This is a genomic window from Tianxiuia mixotrophica (assembly GCF_050596425.1).
Lineage (GTDB): Bacteria > Bacillota > Clostridia > Peptostreptococcales > Acidaminobacteraceae.
This window is the reverse complement of sequence record NZ_CP192292.1, coordinates 2817064-2834579: the sequence shown is the minus strand read 5'-3', so window position 1 is coordinate 2834579 and position 17516 is coordinate 2817064. Positions and strand designations below refer to the sequence as shown.

Annotated in this window: 20 protein-coding genes; all 20 read left to right on the top strand. The window is 39.9% G+C overall.

Annotated elements, in window-relative coordinates:
* The first annotated feature begins 18 nt into the window (after positions 1-18).
* The 20 genes from codY to fliY all read left to right on the top strand — a co-directional run bounded on the left by codY (position 19) and on the right by fliY (position 17504).
* Positions 19-798 carry a GTP-sensing pleiotropic transcriptional regulator CodY gene (codY, locus tag ACQ4KW_RS12425; RefSeq protein ID WP_430882802.1) on the top strand — a complete coding sequence of 260 codons (780 nt, stop codon included), beginning with the start codon at positions 19-21 and terminating at the stop codon, positions 796-798.
* A gap of 531 nt (positions 799-1329) precedes the next feature.
* Positions 1330-1734, top strand: coding sequence for a flagellar basal body rod protein FlgB (gene flgB / locus ACQ4KW_RS12420; RefSeq protein ID WP_430882801.1), 405 nt, complete (start codon positions 1330-1332; stop codon positions 1732-1734).
* A gap of 12 nt (positions 1735-1746) precedes the next feature.
* On the top strand, positions 1747-2187 hold the full coding sequence (gene flgC / locus ACQ4KW_RS12415) for a flagellar basal body rod protein FlgC (protein WP_430882800.1): 441 nt from the start codon (positions 1747-1749) through the stop codon (positions 2185-2187).
* Positions 2188-2221: 34 nt separating this feature from the next.
* The gene (fliE, locus tag ACQ4KW_RS12410; RefSeq protein ID WP_430882799.1) at positions 2222-2518 is read left to right on the top strand and encodes a flagellar hook-basal body complex protein FliE; all 297 of its coding nucleotides are present in this window, start codon (positions 2222-2224) and stop codon (positions 2516-2518) included.
* Positions 2519-2601: 83 nt separating this feature from the next.
* Positions 2602-4134, top strand: coding sequence for a flagellar basal-body MS-ring/collar protein FliF (fliF, locus tag ACQ4KW_RS12405; RefSeq protein WP_430882798.1), 1533 nt, complete (start codon positions 2602-2604; stop codon positions 4132-4134).
* Between the two features lie 14 nt (positions 4135-4148).
* Positions 4149-5162, top strand: a complete 1014-nt coding sequence (gene fliG / locus ACQ4KW_RS12400; RefSeq protein ID WP_430882797.1) for a flagellar motor switch protein FliG — start codon at positions 4149-4151, stop codon at positions 5160-5162.
* On the top strand, positions 5155-5925 hold the full coding sequence (locus tag ACQ4KW_RS12395; RefSeq protein ID WP_430882796.1) for a FliH/SctL family protein: 771 nt from the start codon (positions 5155-5157) through the stop codon (positions 5923-5925). The genes fliG and ACQ4KW_RS12395 overlap by 8 nt, the downstream gene beginning before the upstream one ends.
* Before the next feature lie 5 nt (positions 5926-5930).
* Positions 5931-7244 carry a flagellar protein export ATPase FliI gene (fliI, locus tag ACQ4KW_RS12390; RefSeq protein ID WP_430882795.1) on the top strand — a complete coding sequence of 438 codons (1314 nt, stop codon included), beginning with the start codon at positions 5931-5933 and terminating at the stop codon, positions 7242-7244.
* Between the two features lie 42 nt (positions 7245-7286).
* Positions 7287-7739: a flagellar export protein FliJ gene (gene fliJ, locus ACQ4KW_RS12385; protein ID WP_430882794.1), complete on the top strand. Its 453-nt coding sequence runs from the start codon at positions 7287-7289 to the stop codon at positions 7737-7739.
* Positions 7739-8980, top strand: a complete 1242-nt coding sequence (locus ACQ4KW_RS12380; protein WP_430882793.1) for a hypothetical protein — start codon at positions 7739-7741, stop codon at positions 8978-8980. The genes fliJ and ACQ4KW_RS12380 overlap by 1 nt, the downstream gene beginning before the upstream one ends.
* 12 nt (positions 8981-8992) lie before the next feature.
* Positions 8993-10468: a flagellar hook-length control protein FliK gene (locus ACQ4KW_RS12375; RefSeq protein WP_430882792.1), complete on the top strand. Its 1476-nt coding sequence runs from the start codon at positions 8993-8995 to the stop codon at positions 10466-10468.
* A gap of 11 nt (positions 10469-10479) precedes the next feature.
* Positions 10480-11028, top strand: coding sequence for a flagellar hook capping FlgD N-terminal domain-containing protein (locus ACQ4KW_RS12370; protein ID WP_430882791.1), 549 nt, complete (start codon positions 10480-10482; stop codon positions 11026-11028).
* A gap of 26 nt (positions 11029-11054) precedes the next feature.
* Entirely contained in the window at positions 11055-11441 is a 387-nt protein-coding gene (locus ACQ4KW_RS12365) for a TIGR02530 family flagellar biosynthesis protein (RefSeq protein ID WP_430882790.1), read from the top strand.
* Positions 11442-11527: 86 nt separating this feature from the next.
* Positions 11528-12952: a flagellar hook protein FlgE gene (locus ACQ4KW_RS12360; protein ID WP_430882789.1), complete on the top strand. Its 1425-nt coding sequence runs from the start codon at positions 11528-11530 to the stop codon at positions 12950-12952.
* Between the two features lie 129 nt (positions 12953-13081).
* Entirely contained in the window at positions 13082-13300 is a 219-nt protein-coding gene (locus tag ACQ4KW_RS12355) for a flagellar FlbD family protein (RefSeq protein WP_430882788.1), read from the top strand.
* 27 nt (positions 13301-13327) lie between these two features.
* Positions 13328-14092 (top strand): motility protein A, encoded by a 765-nt coding sequence (locus ACQ4KW_RS12350; RefSeq protein ID WP_430882787.1) that lies wholly within the window; start codon positions 13328-13330, stop codon positions 14090-14092.
* 1 nt (position 14093) lies between these two features.
* Complete coding sequence (locus ACQ4KW_RS12345; RefSeq protein ID WP_430882786.1) at positions 14094-14870, top strand: flagellar motor protein MotB; 777 nt, start codon at positions 14094-14096, stop codon at positions 14868-14870.
* Positions 14867-15280, top strand: a complete 414-nt coding sequence (locus ACQ4KW_RS12340) for a flagellar basal body-associated FliL family protein (RefSeq protein ID WP_430882785.1) — start codon at positions 14867-14869, stop codon at positions 15278-15280. The genes ACQ4KW_RS12345 and ACQ4KW_RS12340 overlap by 4 nt, the downstream gene beginning before the upstream one ends.
* Positions 15281-15313: 33 nt before the next feature.
* Complete coding sequence (gene fliM / locus ACQ4KW_RS12335; protein WP_430882784.1) at positions 15314-16315, top strand: flagellar motor switch protein FliM; 1002 nt, start codon at positions 15314-15316, stop codon at positions 16313-16315.
* Complete coding sequence (gene fliY, locus ACQ4KW_RS12330) at positions 16308-17504, top strand: flagellar motor switch phosphatase FliY (protein WP_430882783.1); 1197 nt, start codon at positions 16308-16310, stop codon at positions 17502-17504. The genes fliM and fliY overlap by 8 nt, the downstream gene beginning before the upstream one ends.
* Positions 17505-17516: the final 12 nt, after the last annotated feature.

Below are 17516 nucleotides of genomic sequence, written 5' to 3'. Positions count from 1 at the left end.
AGATTTTAGGAGGACGAAATGCCGAATACATTATTAGAAAAAACAAGAAGACTGAATAGAATACTACAACAAACAGGTCAATCACCAGTAGCATTCTCTGATTTATGCGAGATTTTAAAAGAAATCCTTGAAGCCAATGTTTATGTTTCAAGCAAAAGAGGCAAGGTTTTAGGTGTGTCATTATTTGATCATGCTGACAGCCCTTTGATTGTTGAAGAAGCAACTGGTATCGAGTTTTTCCCAGAAGCTTATAATCTTGAACTTTTGAAGATTATTGAAACGAAGTACAATATCACGGAAGACAACTTGCTTGAAATTTTCAAAAACGATATTGACAGCTATTCAAAGATTGTTACGATTGTGCCTATCCTTGGCAACGGTCAAAGACTGGGTACTCTTGTAATTGCAAGAAAAGAAGGTCCATTTAACGATGAGGATCTTGTTCTGGCTGAATATGCTGCAACAGTTGTGGGAATGGAAATTATCCGTGCAAAGAGTGAAGAGTTCGAAGAAGAAGCTCGTAAGAAGGCTGTTGTTCAAATGGCAATCGGCACACTTTCATTTTCAGAACTTGAAGCGATTGAACATATTTTTAATGAGCTAGATGGTAATGAAGGTCTACTGGTTGCTAGTAAAATTGCAGATAGAGTGGGCATTACACGTTCTGTTATTGTAAATGCACTTCGTAAATTTGAAAGTGCTGGTGTTATCGAATCTCGTTCTTTAGGTATGAAGGGAACTTACATCAGAATTCTTAATGACAAACTTGTTGAAGAACTTGATAAGCTAAAAAAATAATACTTGAGCCCAGCCTTGCGCTGGGCTTTTTTTATTTTCAGCGTTTTTAACTTGTGCATTTGCAAAATTACAGATCCATGCCCTTGCTATAGCCTGTATAGAATTATTGATTCTTAAATATCTATATAGGATATTTAAGAAGGGTCTTGAATGGAATTTTGCAAGTCGCTCAATTTGTAAGCATATATAAAATTAACTAATAAATGAATTGTCGTTAAATTGAGAATTTTATGTAAAAATGCGGGAATTTTATCGTTAAAATGTCAATAGGTAAAGTGGAAAAAGTGACCTAAATGGCATAAGAAAGGACGATTGTCACTTTGCTTGGAAAATCTCATGAAATTCCCATGTTTCCATTAATTCTATGATATAATTGTAGAGAAATGCGCAAGTTATGTGCATGTGAAAGTGACAAAATACTTATGAACTTAGAATGCGAAGAAACCTTTCTTTGGATCATGAGGAATATGGGCTAAAGATATTTTTATAATTTGCCGATAATGATGGAAAGACTGAATTGGAGGCGGAACTATGTTATCTAAATCTTTTCAAAGAATAGATATGTTTAAGAAGACAATGGATGCTTCATGGATGAAAAATGAAGCCATTTCTCATAATTTATCCAATGTGAACACGCCAGGATATAAAAGACAGACAGTGAACTTTGAGAGCATACTGTCTGATTACTTACAAGTGGGTCCCCAAACGCATATGAATTTAACACATGAAAAGCATATGACTGTCAATGGACCACAAGGCTTGACACCGAGAATTGAGACGGTAACAGATACAAGTTATAGAACCGATCAAAATAATGTCAATGTCGATATAGAAATGTCGGAGCTTGCAAAAAATCAAATTAAGTACAATGCACTCACTGACCAAGTCAATGCACAAATTTCTCGACTTAAAACAGTTATAAAGGGTATTAGATAGGGGGCTTAAGGTATGAGTTTCTTTAATTCTATAAATATAAGTTCTACAGGTCTTACAGCAGAAAGACTTCGTATGGACGTCATATCAGAAAATATTGCCAATGCCAACACAACTCGAACAAGCGCTGGAACACCGTATAGACGGAAAGTACCTGTTTACCGTACTTTGGAATCTGAAGATTTCAGTGATGTTTTGGCAAAAGCAAAAGGGGACAATCCAATAGGCAACGGTGTGGAAGTAATAGGTATTCGTGAAGATCTGTCTGACTTCAAAAGGGAGTATAACCCTGGTCATCCAGATGCGGATTCAGAAGGCTACGTTCTTCTGCCTAATGTTGAAATCGTCACAGAAATGATCAATCTAATATCAGCATCAAGGGCCTATGAGGCCAACACGACGGCGTTAAACAGCACCAAGTCTATGGCTATGAAAGCCTTAGAAATAGGCAAATAAATCGACAGTAAAAGTTTTATAGGGGGGCTAACTCTTGAAAATAGATCCTAAGGTATTGAGTTCCATTCAACAAAATACTCTTGGAGCGTCTCGAACCACAGAAAATTCATCAGTTGATTTTAAAAATATTTTGATGGATGCTCTTGAAAATGTGAATTCTTCCGAGAAAACATCTCAGGCAATAGATCAGAAACTCGCCCTTGGTGATGTGGAAAATTTACATGAACTGAGGATTGAAGCTATGAAAGCGGAATTAACATTAAACACGGCAATTGAGGTTAGAAACAAAATTATGGAAGCGTACAAGGAAATTATGCGTTTACAGTTCTAATGACCTCTGCATACAACACAAATCACTGAAGGGGATTCTAGGTCTACGTGGTCTAGAGCAATCATAGCTTTAAGAGGTGCAAAATGGGTGAATTTTTACAGAGAATAAGAACTCAAATAAGCGAGTTCCTAGATAGCCTTGATAGAAGGCAGAAGATATTGTATTTTGGCGGTGGCAGCGCATTGATTTTGATCATTGCGATAGCCATTGTTTTATTGACGCGAACTGAATATGTTCCTCTTGCAACAAATCTATCTCTTGAAGAAGCTGCAAATATAACGACGAATCTGACTGAACTGGGAATATCTCATCGCGACGAGGATAACACAACCACGATTTTAGTGCCCAAGGAAGACTTGAGTCGTGCAAAAATGCAGTTGACACTAAATGGGTCTTTAACAGCCAAGGATTTTAACTGGACGCAGGCCTTTAGCAATACATCTCTTACATACACATCTGAGGATAAGGACAAAATGTACGAGCTTGCGCAGGAAACAGCTCTTGCCGAGACCATAGAGACGATAGATGCGGTTGAAAGAGCCAAGGTTAATTTGACTGTTCCGAGTGATAGTGCTTTCTTGTTGAATGATTCAACGGAGTCAAGAGCATCTGTCACTTTACTTGTGAAGGGTGGAAACACACTAAATCAACAGCAAGTTAATGGCATTGTCATGATACTTGTGAACTCGGTAAAGGGCCTTGATGCAAGCAACGTGTCCGTGGTTGATAACACGGGGAAAGTTCTAAATCAAGTGGCGGAATCTGAAGGTCAGGTTTTGGCGAATAGTCAGCAAGAACTTCAACTGGAAGTCCAGGAAAAACTGGAGAAGGATTTGGAGTCGTTTCTCGCGACTATATTTGGGCCAGAAGGCGTTCGTGTCATGGCATCAGTGACCCTGGATTTTGATAGTCAGGTCACAAGTTCTACAGTTTACTCTGTTCCGATTGAAGGTGAAACAACAGGTCTTGTTCGGAGTATGACAGAGATTCAAGAAAGCACACTGAATGCTGGCACATCAGGTGTTCCGGGTACGGACTCCAATTCAGAAGCAACCAACTACAATGAAATCACTGGTGATGGCACCCAGTATAAAAAAGCGTCCAAAACCATAAATTATGAGATGAATGAAACTTTGACCACTGTTGAAAAAGCAAGGGGTCAGATTGAAGATATTACTGTCAGCGTCATTATTAATGAAACCAATTTGGTGGATCAAACTTTGACGGAGGAACAGAAACAAGAAATAACAGATTTGGTATCTGCAGCTGCAGGTCTAGATACGAGAGTGGTTCGGGTGTCTGCTCAGACCTTTAACGTCATCGAGGATCCCTTTGCAGACGAAATGGCCACATCAGGTGTGCCGATTTGGATATTTGCTGTTATTGGTCTTGTTGTGGTTGGAGCCATTGCGGGCGCTGTTCTGTTTATGCGTCGTAAGGCCAAAACTGAAGAAGAAGAGCGCATTATGCGTGAACTTGAAGAACAACGTGAAATTGAAGAAATCAAGTTGGAACAGTCGGATCAATCAAGTCCTAAGTTCCAAATCGAAAAGTTTATTGAATCCAATCCAGAAGTCGTGGCCCAATTGCTACGCGCATGGTTAAATGATGATTAGGGGAGTTTTGTTCTATGGCTAGAAAAAAAGGCGAATTAAGTGGCAGACAAAAAGCGGCCGTTCTTCTAATTTCATTGGGACCTGAAAAATCAGCACAACTTTTTTCGCACCTTCAAGATGATGAAATAGAAGAACTGACACTTGAAATAGCAAACATGAGAAAAGTTGATCCGGAGGAAAAAGAAGGCATTTTAGAAGAGTTTTATCAGGTGTGCCTTGCTCAGGAATTTGTCTCAGAAGGTGGTATTGGATACGCCAAAGAAGTGCTTGAAAAAGCAATGGGCTCCCAGAAGGCGCTTGAGATCATCAACAAGTTGACAGCGTCTCTACAGGTGCGACCATTTGATTTTGTTAGAAAAGCAGATGCTGGACAACTGCTAAACTTTATACAAAACGAACATCCTCAAACACTGGCGCTTATTCTATCATATCTGAACCCAGGCCAGGCCTCATCCATACTAGCGGCCTTGCCTCAAGATAAACAAGCTGATGTTGCTCAAAGGATTGCCCTTATGGAGTCGACATCGCCTGAAGTTATCAAAGAGGTTGAACTTGTTCTTGAGCGTAAACTGTCATCAATGGTGACACAGGACTACGCTGCTACAGGTGGTATTCAGGCCATTGTTGATATTCTTAACTCTGTTGATAGAGGGACAGAAAAATTCATTATGGAAACGCTGGAAATTCAAAATGCAGATCTTGCAGAAGAAATCAGAAAGCGTATGTTCGTATTCGAAGATATCATTAATCTTGACAGTGTATCTATTCAGAGATTCATTCGTGAAATTGATAATAATGACCTTTCTGTCGCGTGTAAGGGCGCAACAGAAGAAGTGCGTGATGTTATATTCTCTAATATGTCAAAACGTATGGCTGAAATGCTTAAGGAAGACATGGAGTTCATGGGTCCTGTTCGCCTGCGTGATGTTGAAGAAGCGCAACAGAAAATTGTTAATGTTATCCGTAAGCTAGAAGAAGCTGGTGAAATCATAATCGCACGTGGCGGAGGAGATGAGATCATTGTCTAAAATCGTAAAACGTGCCCAAGTTATTCTGGATGAGAAAAAATTTAGACTTACACCAGAAATAGCACCGGAGATACCGGAAGAGATAGAAGAAGAAATCGAAGATGGCGCTGGGGAGATAAAGTCCGCAGCGCCTTCTATGAGTGAAGAAGACCTGCAGGCCATGGTTGACGAAGCTGTTGAAGAAGCCAGAACCTTGACACACAAGGCCAAATCAGAAGCCGATCAAATTATAGAAGAGGCCTATGAGCAAGTCAAAGGCATATATGAAAAGTCCCATCAAGAAGGTTTTGACGATGGTTATAAAGCTGGATTTGAGGAGGGACGAGCACAATCAGAGACGCTGATACAAGAAGCTCTTAACATCAAAGACACAGCTGTGGCTCAATACAAAAGCATGTTAGACAATTTGGAGCCGGAAATGATCGAAATTGTCATAATGACTGTTGAAAAAATCCTCAACAAGAGAATAGAAGAGGATGGTGCTGTGATTGAAGGTCTTATCAAGAGTGCCCTCAAAAAATGTGCATACACGGATGATCTTGTACTCAGAGTGTCTTCAGAAGACTATAGTTATGCACTGGGAATAAGAGATAGAATTCTCTCCCTTGCAGAGAGTGTTGATAGCATTGAAGTGAAAGAGGATAAGTCTTTAAGCCCAGGTAGTTGTGTTATTGACACATCGGCTGGAAGTGTAGACAGCAGTATTGCTACGCAGTTTGAACAAGTTCGTGCCACTTTTGAATCTTTGATAGGTAGTGAGTGATACTGATGAATAATATTGATTTGTCAAAATATAAGAATGCACTGGAACATCTAAACTTAATTAAGTATAGCGGTCGGGTTTCAAAAGTTGTTGGTTTAACAATTGAATCAGAAGGGCCTGCTGTTGAACTTGGAGAAGTCTGCGATATATTTCCGCTTAAAAGTGACGTGCCAATTAAAGCGGAAGTTGTTGGGTTTCGAGGGGAAACTGTATTTTTAATGCCCCTTGGAGAAATGTCAGGCATTGGACCAGGCAGTAAGGTTGTTGCCACAGGGCATGAACTTCACGTGGACGTGGGAGACAATCTCCTTGGAAGAGTGCTTGATGGTCTTGGCCACCCCATAGATGGAAAACCAAAACCCATCACCAATAAAAAGTATTCTGCGGACAATGATCCGCCCAATCCCCTTATGCGAGATAGAATTAAAGAGCCACTGCCCCTTGGAGTTAAAGCCATTGACGGACTTATTACATGTGGCAGAGGTCAACGTATTGGTATTTTTGCAGGATCGGGTGTGGGCAAGAGTACCCTAATGGGCATGATTGCAAAAAACACCACGGCAGATGTCAATGTTATTGCCCTCATCGGAGAGCGTGGTCGTGAGGTTCGTGAGTTTATTGAAAACGAACTTGGTGAAGAAGGTTTAAAAAAATCAGTCCTTATTATAGCCACTTCCGATAAACCGGCCCTGGTACGTGTTAAGGGAGCTATGTTGGCAACATCTATAGCGGAGTACTTTAGGGATCAAGGTAAAAACGTCGTACTCATGATGGACTCCTTAACAAGATTCTCCATGGCGCAAAGAGAAATTGGTCTTGCTGTTGGAGAACCACCTGTAACCAGGGGCTATACACCATCTGTTTTTGCTGTTTTACCAAGGCTCTTGGAAAGGGCGGGAAACTCTGAAAAAGGGTCCATCACCGGACTTTATACAGTTCTAGTGGATGGGGATGATTTCAATGAACCTATTTCAGATGCCGTGAGAGGTATTCTTGACGGTCACATACTCTTATCAAGACGCTTGGCACATTTAGGCCATTATCCTGCAATAGATATTCTAGGAAGTGTTAGCCGTGTTATGCCTCAAATTGTAGGCAATGATCATATTGAGGCTTCAAGACGATTCAAAGAAATAATGGCAACATACAGTGAAGCTGAAGACTTGATCAATATCGGTGCTTATGCCAAAGGGACAAATCCCAAGATAGACGATGCCATTGAACGTTATCCAAAGTACATGGCCTTTTTGTCTCAGGGCATGCATGATAAAAGCACTTTTTCTCAAGCCGTTAATGAGTTGAAGACAATATCAAAATAGTTATATTTTGAAAAAAGAGATGGAATACAAGGGTGAGTGTAGATGAGGGGCTTCAAATTCCGTTATGAAAGAATTCTAAAGCAAAGAGAAGACGAAGAAGAAGAAGTAAAGACAAAACTGGGAAAAGCCAATAGCAAGCTGCAAAATCTACTTGCGGAAAAAGCAAAGGTTCTCTCCAGCCAGGAAGAATTCTTCAAGACAATTCAATCCCAGCTAATTGGTGGGGTGCGGACGTCAGACCTTCAAATGTTTGAACGATCAAAGCAACATTACAAGTCAAAGATTGAAGCCTTGAGTTCTGAGATCGCCGAAATGCAACTGAAAATTATTCAAATAAAAAAAGAGTTAACTGAGGCTGTGAAGCAAAGAAAAATTATGGAGAAGTTGAAAGAAAAAGAAAAAGAGGCATACTTGGACGCCTTGAATGCAGCTGAAAGCAAAGTTATTGAGGAAATTGTCAATTATAAGAGTTCGCAGAAAAGTGGTGATTCATAATGGCTGAAAAGAAAGAGGAAAAGGGCGGTGCCCTCAAGACGATACTCATTTTACTCGTGGTGTTAATTGTTCTACCAGTGGCGGTCTTATCGGGATTCTATTTTCTGAGCAGCACGTTCCAAATAGAGGCCAATAAGATGTTATCAAATGTTCCTGGACCAGTTGGAACTTATTTTGAACAGTTTCCGACACCACAAGAAACTAATCAGCAATTGAAAGAGATCGCTGAGTATTACTTAGACATTGATCATTCCAGAGCTGTAGACAAGCTGGCGCTTCTTTCAACAGAAGATCAAGCTGTTTATGACGAAGTGATTAAGCATATGCTAAGGATGAATCCGAATGCTACAAAGTTAATACTTGAGGCTATTCGAGACAGCAATATTAAAAAAGATGTGGTCCTCAACACCCTTGATCAAATTCAAGAGGAAAAAAACGAAGAGATTAAGTCTAGGGCAGATTACTTGGCTTCTCTAAGTATACAGACAGCTATAGATGAAATGAATTTTATAATAAACAGTTCTGTGAATGGACACAAGTCCCTGGCATCTTATATTGCCGCTATGGATAGCAAAGTCGGGGGGACTTTGATGGAACAACTCTCTTCAGAGGATTTCAATAAAGTTATCTCTTTTATGTCAGAAGAAAAAGCCAGAGATATTCGTACAACTATAGCAGACTTAAAAAAGAGAAAGTCTGAGCTAGAAAATATTGCGAGTATCTACTCTTCAGAAGACAATACAACGCTAGTTGACCTTATAGGAAACACAAATACATATACGATTGAGGAACTTGGTAAGCTGTATTCCGAACTTGGGCCTATTAAGGCTGGACAGGTTTTAGCCCGTATTGGTGATGACAATTTTACATTTGAACTTATCAATGAGATTCGGGATCAACAGATTATTGAGTCGGGAACAGATAAAATTACGTCAGATATACTAAAATCATTAAAGATTTATAAGGAATTTGACGATAATGTTACTGAGATGGCTGAAGTTTATGGAAATATGGATGCCGGTGTGGTGTCAAATATGCTTCAAAGGATGATTCGAAACAGTTCAGCACCAAAATTATATGATCTGGAAAATGGTGAAACCATTATCATCTCTGATGAAGACATAGCTTTAGAACTGCTGTCTCGGTTTGATAAAACTCGTGTAGGGGAACTGCTGGCAACATTTGATGACACACTTGCATCAGATATATCAAGAAAGTTGACTTTACCGAGAAACCAATAGGAGGTGAACTTATTGTTAAATGGAGGATCGGCTGTCCAGAATGCTTATGGACTCGATACTCGTCAAGGCAACTCTTCAAGTGGAAAGTCTAAATCATCTGAATTTGATTTTAAAGCGGTTTTTGAAGAAAAACGCTACGAAGCCAAAAAAGTTGATTATACAAAAGATTACGCACCAAGAGAAGCCTCTAAAAATTCAAAATTGAATAATGATGAAATGACGGGTAGAAAAAGACCGGAAGTTCAGGAAGCCACAGACACAGACAAATCAGCAAAAAAAGAAACAGTAAGTGACAAAAGGATCGAAGAGAATTCTGATGATCTCAAGAAGGTTGATGAGACCAAACTGGATGATGAGACGAAAGCTGTTAAGAAACTTTTGGAAAAACTTGGTCTATCAGAAGAGGAAATTGCTTCACTTATGGAAGTTCTGCCTGAGGATTTAATGGCAAGTTTGGTCAAGGTTATTGAAGAAATGCCTCAACTGCAGATGATGACAGAGATGGACGAATCAGTTCAAATGCAGTTGTCTGAGTCAATAAAAAGCCTTGAAGCCGCGCTTCAAAGCATTGTTGCACATCTGTCGTCGATGGAAGACATTCCACAAAATATGTTGGTTTCACTTGAAGACATTGGTGCAAAGCTAGAGCTTGCTGAAATGAACTTAGAAGAAATGACTGCTAAGGATTTTGCTCAGATGGTTACTGAAGTGATGAAGGAAGATGTTTCTCAGTCTTCTTCGACAGAAGGCGTATCCCAAGACGGAGACGCTGAGGTAGAGATCATTGATGTCAAGGTCATTGACAAAGAAGAAGAGGTCACAACGAATCAAACTGAACTTGAGACCAATATGAAGACAGACGAAACCAGCAAAGATTCAAGTGCAGGAGATTCTAATCAGAAATCCGATCAGAGTGGGCATGAAACAGTTCAGGCTTCTCAAGGATCAATTCTTGACGATTTCACAGAAGAAATGCAACCTTTTAGTGAAGCGCTTAAAGTTGAAAACCCAACCATTAAAAGTGCCCAGCCAATGGAGCATATGGCATCAAGAGTTAGATTGGCACAAAATATTATGAGTCAAGTTCTTGATGGCACCAAGCTTAATATTAATCCAACAGAGAATGGTCAGCAAATCATTTTGAGGCTTCGACCAGAGGAACTTGGAAATGTCGATTTAAAACTTTCTGTGGAAAAAGGCATACTTATGGCTGAGTTCAATGTTGAGAGTCAGGTCGTTAAAGAGACGCTTGAATCCAATATGTCTGATCTTAAACAGGCTCTTGCAGAAAAAGGCTATAACATTGAAGGTATGCAGGTATCAGTTGGTCAGGAACAGACAGATCAGCAAGGTCAGTTGGAACAAAGATTCTTTGCTCAAAGGGCAAAACGCAAGTATTTCTTCGGTGATGAAGAAAGCATGCCGGATTTTGAATCGATTAATAAGACTCTGGCCGGACTGCAGTCTACATTTGAATATTTAGGGTAGGAGGTGACAACGTGAGTACAGAAGTTACGCAAATGCTGGGACAATTTACAGAAGACCAGATAGACAAACTCAATAAAATTACGAAAGATCAAGAAAATAAAAAGAAACTTGAATCGCAAAACATTGATAAAGACGCGTTTCTTAAGTTATTCATGACTCAACTACAGTACCAAGATCCACTCAGTCCTATGGATAACAAAGACTTTATCGCTCAAATGGCTCAGTTTTCATCGGTTGAACAGTTAACGAATATTGCTTCATCAACAAGTGCATCTTTGTCAAATGATCAAACTTTATCCGCACAGATCGAAGCAATGAATCAAAACATCGTCGAACTCATCAATAAAATTGATGGCAGTGATACTGTAGATGATACAGATACTGACGGTACAGATGGTACAGATGGTACTGACGGTACAGATGGTGATGGAGAAGATAATACTGAAATCACGGATGAAAGTTTAAGGGCAACGCTTAATGAAATAAAGGAAGTCAACACGAACATGTTGAATCAGTTAATTAGCATTAATGCAGCAAACAAAGCTTACTCAGGAGAATAGGTTGTGATGATATGAACCCTATTAAAATGAATAATGATTATGTACTGAGAAAAGCAAAGATCACTGGAACAGGTCAAGTTTCGCAAAATATTCAAAATCAGAACAATGTGAAGCCACAAAAAAGCTTCAATGAGATTCTTGATAAAATTCAAAACAACGACCAAGTCAAATTTTCAAAACACGCGATTCAAAGACTGGAATCAAGGAATATCAAACTAGAAGACAGTGATATAGAAAAACTGAATAATGCAGTGAACAAAGCAGAATCAAAAGGTGTAAAAGATGCCCTCATTATAATGGGTGATAAAGCATTTGTTGCAAGCATAAAGAACCGTACAATCATTACAGCAGCTGCAGAAGATCAGCTCAAGGAAAATGTATTTACTAAGATAGATGGCGCGGTAATTATATAGACTGGACCTATAACAGGAAGTCAAAGGTTTCTGACCGATAGATGAAACCTAAACCGCGCATCATATGATCTAAGGAGGTCAAAGTTATGATGCGATCAATGTACTCTGGTGTTTCTGCACTTCGTGCACACCAGACACGTATGGACGTAATTGGTAACAATATTGCTAACGTTAACACAGTTGGGTATAAAGCGTCTAAAGTAACTTTTGCGGAAGCTTTTAACCAGACGCTTTCGGGTGCGGGGTCGTCCTCACAAAGTGGACGTGGTGGTACAAACCCACAACAGGTTGGCCTAGGTGCAAATCTGTCAAGTATCACTGTTTATCACACTCAAGGTGCAACACAAAGAACGGATAATCAAACGGATTTAATGATCGATGGTAGTGGATATTTCATCTTGTCGCCGGATAGTTCTGGTCTTAATAAGTTTTACTCAAGAGCTGGCAACTTTACAGTTGATAGACTTGGATTCTTAGTGGCTCCAAATGGGTATAAGGTACTTGATGAAGATTTTAAACCAGTTCAGATAAACCAATCTGAAACTATGAATGCAACGATGACTGAGACGCTGGATGTTAATGGTAATATTCATTTCACTGAAGAAGTGGATGAAGACACAAACATCGCACATTCAATGACGGTGGATGTTTATGATTCTGTTGGGAACACAAATACAGTAACCGTTAATATTGGTCAGAAATATACAACGCCTCCAACGGCAGAGCCTGGATTTAGTTACAGAATGATTCAAATTCCTGCAGTTGGTGATGGAACTGATTTGGGCGTTCTTACAGATAATGCCAACATCACAAATGGTGGAACAACAGCCGATTTAGCGAATAACCCAACCACTGCAGCTATTTTTGCAGAGTTTGACGAAAAGGGTAACTTTTTGAGACTTGTTGATCAAATGACGTTTACAGAGGTAAATGGTAACCTATATGCTTCTACTGGTGGTGCTGATGCGGTAACTGGCTATAGTGATACAGGCAATACGGTCACACCGAGCATTACTATCCAAGCCGGTGGTGTAGATGCTATTACACTTGTGCTTGATCCATCAGCTGACACAGGCGATTCCATATTTGAAAACCTAAGCCATTTCTCACAAACCACAGATGCTAATGTAAAGGCAGTTGACGGCAACGCTGCTGGCGTTATCGAAAACTTTACGATTTCATCGAATGGTGAAGTGGTTGGTATCTTTACAAATGGGGATAGAGAAACACTTGCCACAATTGCACTAGCAGACTTTGATAACCCATCAGGTCTTTTAAAAGTCGGCGGCAACTTGTTCTCTGAAACAATTAACTCGGGTACACCAAAATATGGCTCACCTGCTTCAGGGAGTATGGGTGCCTTAACACCGGGTGCACTGGAAATGTCAAACGTTGACCTGTCAGCAGAATTCACAGATATGATTACAACGCAACGTGGTTTCCAGGCCAACTCAAGAGTTATTACGACATCTGATGAAATTCTGCAAGAACTTGTAAGTTTGAAGCGATAGATAGAGTTTAAGCAGATAAACGGCATAATAAGGTCAAGTTAATTTTACGAATGCTTTGACCATATTAATCTTTGAATTTGTGAGTTCCGGGCTCCTGCGCCCGGACTCCTTTTAGAAATTGGTGATGAAGTGATAAAATTAACCAGATTAAATGGGAAAGTATTTGTTTTGAATTGTGAGTTGATTGAGATTATTGAAGAAACACCGGACACAGTCGTAACACTTAATAATGGCAACCGTTTCGTCGTTTCAGAGGGTGTTGACGAGGTTATTGAACGAATAGTAAAATATAGAAAAAAGATTAACCATATCGTCGTTCTATCTGACGATGAGAAAAGCGGGGTGTAACGATTGGATATAGCTAGTATAGGCGGGATGATACTCGGACTCGTTCTGGTCGTCTGGGGGATTCTATCAGGTGGTAGTGCCCTGGGAGACTTTATCGATACCGGCTCCATTCTTATTGTAATTGGTGGTGGTTTTGCAGGCACGATGGTTGCCTTTCCTCTATCATCAACCACAGCATTTGGGAAAGTTTTCTCAAAAGCCATAAAGCCAAATGATTTTAAAACAAACGAAATTATTGGAAAGGTCATTGACTTAGCCAATGTGGCAAGACGTGAAGGCTTACTTGCCCTTGAAGAAGCTGTAAATGACATTCAAGATGAGTTTCTTCAAAAAGGTGTTATGCTGATTGTCGATGGTACTGATCCTGAACTGGTAAAGAACATCCTTGAAACAGAGCTTGGTAGTCTTCAGGATAGGCATTCGGCAGGTAAAGGATATTTTGACACTCTGGGCGCTCTTATGCCGGCTTTCGGTATGATTGGTACCCTGATTGGACTTGTTGCCATGCTTAAGAACCTAAGTGATCCGAGTTCTATCGGTCCAGCCATGGCGGTTGCGCTTCTAACGACATTTTATGGGTCACTGTTTGCCAATCTATTCTGGATTCCACTAGGACAAAAACTTGGAATTAATAGTGCTGAAGAACAACTTATAAGACAGGTTATGATTGAGGGTTTATTGTCAATACAAGCAGGAGAAAACCCTCGTATTATAGAAGAGAAACTAAAGGCATTCCTTCCGCCAAATGTTCGTAAAACAATAGGCACTGAAGCTGGAGAAGGTGAAGAGTAATATGGCTGAAAAGAAATGTCCTGAATGCAAATCCGGCGCACCGGAATGGATGACTACATATGGTGATATGGTAACGCTTCTTATGGCATTCTTTGTAATGCTCTTTGCGTTTTCAAACATCGATGCACAAAAATTTGAACAGGTTATGCAGTCCTTTCAAGGGTCTGCGGGCATATTATCCGGCGGGGTCACGCTCAACCAAAATGATTTAATATTTGAGGCCTTGCCTGAGTCCAATATCACTGAGACAACACAACAGGTCGAAGACAATTTAGAAATACTCAAAGAGACTATTGAAGAGTATATTGAAATAAAAGAAATTGAATCAGAGGTGTCTGTTGAATTTGATTCTCGCGGGTTAATAATTCGATTCAAGGATAACGCCCTATTTGATTCAGGCAGTGCGAATCTCAAAAAAAGTTCTGAAGAAATTCTGCTCTTTATAGGAGAACTTCTCAAAAATGAAGAATTTGCAGATAGAGCTGTTAGAGTTGAGGGACATACGGATAACATTCCAATTAATACATTGAGGTTTCCTTCCAATTGGGAACTTTCAACCACACGTTCTACAAATGTCATAAAATTCTTCATCAATGATGCAGAAATTGCTCCAGATAGACTTTCGGCTTCTGGATACGGAGAATATTATCCAATTGCAGACAATGCAACACCAGAAGGCAGAGCCAAAAACCGTCGCGTTGATATTGTCATCTTGAGTCGTTTTTTTGAGTCGAGAATCCCTGGGCTCGATAACAATACAGAGGAGAGTACACAATGAATAAGACAGTGATTATAATAGTGGCAGCGGTTGTACTTTTGGCGATCGTTGGAGGAGGGGTTTTCTTTGTTATGTCGAGTGGTTCAGATGAGCCCGAACCGGTTGTATACGCAGAGTATGAAGTCGGAGAACTTTATACCAACTTAGCGGATGAAAGCAAAATACTAAAGTTCAACATGGTTGTCGAATACACAGATGAAACAATTTTAGAATCCCTAACAACTAATAAAACAAAAATCGTTAACAATGTGTATGAGATTTTCAGAAGAAAAACCTATGAACAAACTCAAAGTCCGAGTTTTCAAGAACGGACTCGAGAGGAAATTAAAGAGATGATTATTGAAGTTTTGGAAACAGATGCTGAAACCATTACCAATGTTTATTTCCTTCAGTTTATCATTCAGGGCTAATATAATATGATTAGAATAAAGGAGGTGAGGTAAATGTCAGATGTATTGTCGCAAAATGAAATTGACGAACTCCTGTCCGCCCTTAGTACCGGTGAGGTTAATGTAAAAGAGATTGAAGAAGTAACCCATGAGAAAAAGGTAAGAAAATACGATTTTTCTCGGCCGGATAAGTTTGCAAAAGATCAGTTGAGAACCCTGGAGATTATTCATGAGAACTTCTCTAGGCTCCTTAATAACTTTCTTTCAGGTTATTTACGTACTTTTATTGAAATTGAGGTTTTATCCGTTCAGAGTTTGATTTATAATGAATTCAGCAATTCTATTTCAAATCCAGCAATACTTGGCATTGTAGACTTCGCACCTCTTGATGGACAGATCATTATTGATTTATCGACAGATATTGCATTTGCAATGATCGAACGTGTCTTAGGCGGTGCCGGTGCCAGTGTGCATAAGGAGCATAGGGCTCTTACAGAGATTGAGATGACGCTGCTTAAAACGGTCCTTATAAAATTCATAAACTTACTTCGAGAACCTTGGGGGAATATTATTGAACTCAGGCCAAAACTTGAAGCCATTGAAACGAACTCACAGTTTGCCCAGATTGTTTCACCGGCTGAGTCTATTGCACTCGTAACATTTAGTGTAAAAGTCGGGGAGGTTGAAGGCATGATAAATGTCTGTATACCTCACTTTGTAATAGAACCAATACTGCCAAATCTAAGTTCCAAACTTTGGTTCTCAAAGAGTCAGAGAAAAGATAGTACAGACGATGAAAGAGATGCTCTTCATTACAATGTTGGGTCTAGTGAAGTCGATATTCGTACGGTGGTGGGGAAAACAAGCATCACAGTCTTAGAACTCATTGGCCTTCAAACGGGTGATATCGTAATGCTCGATAAGAAAACAGAAGAAGATTTCGAAGTTTATGTAGAAAAAGACTTGCAGTTTTACGGTAGACCGGGTTCTAAAAAGAACAAGGTTGCTGTCAAAATAACAAAATCTCTAATGGAAGGAGATGAAGTAGATGGCTGATATGCTTTCCCAAGAAGAAATAGATGCTTTACTAACGGGTGGAGACTCGGATGATTCATCTTCCGCTGATGCAGGTGTAACGCATCTTACTGATGATGAAAAGGATGCACTGGGTGAAGTAGGAAATATAAGTATGGGAACGGCGGCAACGACTCTTTTCACACTGCTTGGCCAAAAAGTAACCATTACAACACCACGTGTTTCTGAGACAAATATGGCGGAACTCTCAAAAGATTTTGAAGATCCGCTTGTCATGATCCATATTAAGTATAAAATAGGTATAGAGGGATTGAATCTTTTAATCCTTCGAGAAAGTGATGTAAAAATAATAACTGATTTAATGATGGGTGGAGATGGTACAAATGTACCAGAAGAGTTAACAGACTTACACTTGTCAGCAATCGGGGAAGCTATGAACCAAATGATTGGATCTGCTTCCACATCACTATCAGAAATGTTAGCAACCAAGGTGGATATTTCTCCACCGGAGGCTATATATGAGGCAATATCAAACATTGATATTAGTTCATTTGGCATTGATGTAAACGAACCATTAGTAAAAACTGCATTTAAGATGACTGTTGGGGATTTAATTGACAGTGAAATCATGCAGATACTTCCAGTGGATGTTGCTAAGCAGCTTGTGACAAGTTTACTAGAGTCAAGTACACCTCAAGATGTTGCAGAACCGGAAATGCCAACACAGCAGACTCCGCCACCTGCACAAGAAGCACCAGCTATGGCACCACAGCAGTCGGCGCCACAAGCGCCACCGCAAGCAACGCCACAGCAACCGCAGCAGCCAGCCTATGCTGAGCCGCCGCAACAACCTATGTATCAGCAGGCACCACCAAGACAACACGTCAATCCGGTTAATGCACAACCGTTTCAGTACGAAAATTTTGATGGTTCCGCAGCTGGTCAAAGCTTTGCATCAGACATAGGTCTGATTAAAGACGTTCCACTAGAAATTACTGTTGAACTGGGCCGAACTTCAAAAAAAATAAGCGAAATACTTGAATTTGGTATAGGCACAGTGATTGAACTAGATAGACTTGTGGGTGAGTCATTGGACATTTTGGCAAACGGCAGAAAGATAGCAAAAGGGGAAGTTGTCGTTGTCGATGAAAACTACGGTGTTCGAATTACGGACATCATTGTACCTGAAAAAAGAATCAATAATGCTTAGCAATTTTAAGGA

Excerpts from the sequence above, each read along its gene's own strand:
- fliY (WP_430882783.1), top strand. The coding sequence starts at position 16,308 with ATGGCTGATATGCTTTCCCAAGAAGAAATAGATGCTTTACTAACGGGT.
- fliF (WP_430882798.1), top strand. The coding sequence starts at position 2,602 with ATGGGTGAATTTTTACAGAGAATAAGAACTCAAATAAGCGAGTTCCTA.
- flgB (WP_430882801.1), top strand. The coding sequence starts at position 1,330 with ATGTTATCTAAATCTTTTCAAAGAATAGATATGTTTAAGAAGACAATG.
- ACQ4KW_RS12365 (WP_430882790.1), top strand. The coding sequence starts at position 11,055 with ATGAATAATGATTATGTACTGAGAAAAGCAAAGATCACTGGAACAGGT.
- ACQ4KW_RS12380 (WP_430882793.1), top strand. The coding sequence starts at position 7,739 with ATGGCTGAAAAGAAAGAGGAAAAGGGCGGTGCCCTCAAGACGATACTC.
- fliJ (WP_430882794.1), top strand. The coding sequence starts at position 7,287 with ATGAGGGGCTTCAAATTCCGTTATGAAAGAATTCTAAAGCAAAGAGAA.
- ACQ4KW_RS12345 (WP_430882786.1), top strand. The coding sequence starts at position 14,094 with ATGGCTGAAAAGAAATGTCCTGAATGCAAATCCGGCGCACCGGAATGG.
- fliI (WP_430882795.1), top strand. The coding sequence starts at position 5,931 with ATGAATAATATTGATTTGTCAAAATATAAGAATGCACTGGAACATCTA.
- ACQ4KW_RS12360 (WP_430882789.1), top strand. The coding sequence starts at position 11,528 with ATGATGCGATCAATGTACTCTGGTGTTTCTGCACTTCGTGCACACCAG.
- ACQ4KW_RS12350 (WP_430882787.1), top strand. The coding sequence starts at position 13,328 with ATGATACTCGGACTCGTTCTGGTCGTCTGGGGGATTCTATCAGGTGGT.
- flgC (WP_430882800.1), top strand. The coding sequence starts at position 1,747 with ATGAGTTTCTTTAATTCTATAAATATAAGTTCTACAGGTCTTACAGCA.
- codY (WP_430882802.1), top strand. The coding sequence starts at position 19 with ATGCCGAATACATTATTAGAAAAAACAAGAAGACTGAATAGAATACTA.
- fliG (WP_430882797.1), top strand. The coding sequence starts at position 4,149 with ATGGCTAGAAAAAAAGGCGAATTAAGTGGCAGACAAAAAGCGGCCGTT.
- ACQ4KW_RS12340 (WP_430882785.1), top strand. The coding sequence starts at position 14,867 with ATGAATAAGACAGTGATTATAATAGTGGCAGCGGTTGTACTTTTGGCG.
- fliM (WP_430882784.1), top strand. The coding sequence starts at position 15,314 with ATGTCAGATGTATTGTCGCAAAATGAAATTGACGAACTCCTGTCCGCC.